We start from the raw sequence: 2,309 nt of genomic DNA, 5'->3' as shown, positions 1-2,309 counted from the left end.
CTAAGAGTCATCCTGTGATGGGATGCCGTCCGACCAGTTCCTGTTCGGGTGTCTCGCCTCTGGGTGGGGCGTTCCCTACTGGGGCGGCTGTTCCGGCGTGGGCCTTGTGCCGCATACGTGCGGGTCGGGTCTCATCCGGGGTGGGCCGGTACCGGTTGGTGGTGTTTCGTCGAGCAGGGGCCCGCGGCCCGGGTATCCCCGGGTGGCGGGCTGCCGCGTGGGTGCGGCCCCTGGCGGGGCGGGTACCGCGCTGCGGTTGACTCGACAGGGCTTCTTGCAGCCCTTGTGCGAACGAGATCTGTGTCATGCGGGCCTGGACGGTGTCCAGGCCCGCGGTGCTGGGGTCGTCGGGGTCGGTGAGCCGAACGTGCGCGGCGAGCGCTGCGGAGACCATGTCCCGGTCAGCGACGAGCCCGCAGAGGGTGCATCGATGGACTCGGTCGGCGAGCGTCTTGTTTACCTGCTCGCCGCACAGGCAGGTCTGCGACAACTTCGTCGTGAATGTCGATGCGCGCAGTAGGCGGCCGCCGCTCTTCTCGCATTCGCGGTCAATGGCGGTAACCAACCGGCCTGGTGTGGTGGCCTGCAAGGCTTTGCCCCACAGCCGGTACCAGGTGCGGACGTCGCAGTCTTCGACGACGAGGTTGACGCCGTGCTCACCTACGATGCGTTCGGCGATGCGTCGGGCGCGGTGGTCTTTGGCTGCGGCCGCCCTCGCCGCGGCTTCGGCGAGGCGGGCCCGGCCCAGGCGGTAGCCTGCCGACAGGTGATCACGCCGGAACGCCTGCTTGGGGACACCCGTTTTGTTGGCTGCCCGAGCACCACCTGGAACCTCGACCTTACGGGTGGGCAGGCCTGCACATTCTCGGCGTTCGGCGCGGGCCTGCTGCCGCTTCGATGCCTCGTACTGGTTCGGGTTTGTTGCCCGGCGGGACCGGTCGAGGGCGCGTTTGCGGCCCCGCTCCTTACGCTGAGCCTTCGCGAGCGAGGCGAGCTCTGCGGCGGTCAGCTCGACCCGACTGGTCTGTATCCCGCCGTCAGCGGGGTCGAACGTGTCGGGGAAGGAGACGACGGACAGGTTGGAGACGTTGCCGTCGATCCCACCAACCCGGCCGAGCCCGGCCGCTTTCTTGCGGCGGTCGCGGGTTTCGGGTGATGCATAGCCGCCGGTGAGGACCATCAGATGGGCTTCGTAGGCCCAGCCCCCGGGTACGGAGGTGTTGCGGTGGCGGACGAGGTCGACTTTGTGCCACGTCTGCGGGTTGTTCAGGAAGTGCAGCAGGCGGGGCCAGCGGCCGGCGCCTGACGGTAGCCGGACCGGCAGCACCAGGTCGCCGCGCTGGGAGTCCGCGCCGCCGGCGAAAACCAGTGCCAGGGGGCCGGTGTGGTCCCACCACGTCGCGGCACGCGTCTTGGGTGTGCCTTTCGCGGTGACCTCGCCGGTTGCCACGCGGCCGGAGGGCCGGGCCGGTCGGGGCAGTCTCCGGGGCTGTTCGACGACGCTCGTGCCGGGCGACATGGCGGCGGCCTGCTCGGGCGTTGTCACGCTCGGGTTGAGGCCTCGATGCCGGTAGGCGGCGAGGTGCCCGGCGAGGGTGCCGTGCAGGCGGAACGTCTCCCACTTCCGTGCGGTCGTGTGCGAGCGGGCCCGGCCGGGAATCCTGGTGTACTCCCACCACGTTTTGGTCTTCGGCCGGCCGAACCTGCGGCCGGTCGCGTCCGGGAACAGGTGACGGGCGACGCCTTCCCACACCTCGTCGGCCTGATGCATCACCAGCGCTTTGGTGACGTGATGGCCCAGGTGGCCAGAGCGTTCCATGTGCCGGTAGCCGCGGCGTTCCATCCCCTGCCGGGACAAGCCCAACGCCTGCCGCCACTCTTTCGCGTCCGTTTCCCGGCGCACGTCACCCGCCCAGTAAGCGTCGACCGCGGCGCGGGCATCGCGCTGCAGGGCGCGCTTGAGGGACCACATCGCCGAGTAGAGGTTCTCCACCCGATGCAGGTCCTCGAGCCGGTGGACGTCCAACGACAGGCGGATGATCGCCAGCTCGGTGTCCTCGCCGCGTGTCCAGCGTTCACCCTTGTTCTTACCGCGGAAGCGGCGAACGGGCGCGGCATCGCAAGAGGGCGCCGCATCGAGCAGGCTCGTGCTCATGGACTTTCCCACCTCCTTCTGGACCCGCCAACGCATGGAGACCTGTCCGGCCAGCAGCCGGATCGGCAATCACAGCAAAGCTACCTGCCGCCACTGACAACGCCGTCGGCTCGAAGCAATGTTGACTCTCCAGGATCGCGGCTATGCGCCTGCG

1 protein-coding gene is annotated in these 2,309 nt (G+C 69.2%); it reads right to left on the bottom strand.

Going from position 1 to position 2,309, the window contains the following annotated elements; all coding sequences use genetic code 11:
- Positions 1 to 7: 7 nt before the first annotated feature.
- Positions 8 to 2,155: a zinc ribbon domain-containing protein gene (locus tag ACWDA7_RS52145; RefSeq protein WP_450615164.1), complete on the bottom strand. Its 2,148-nt coding sequence runs from the start codon at positions 2,153 to 2,155 to the stop codon at positions 8 to 10.
- Positions 2,156 to 2,309: the final 154 nt, after the last annotated feature.

The organism is Streptomyces sp. NPDC001156, assembly GCF_053598275.1.
The sequence above is the reverse complement of the archived record's forward strand: the minus strand, read 5'-3'. Positions and strand labels throughout refer to the sequence as shown.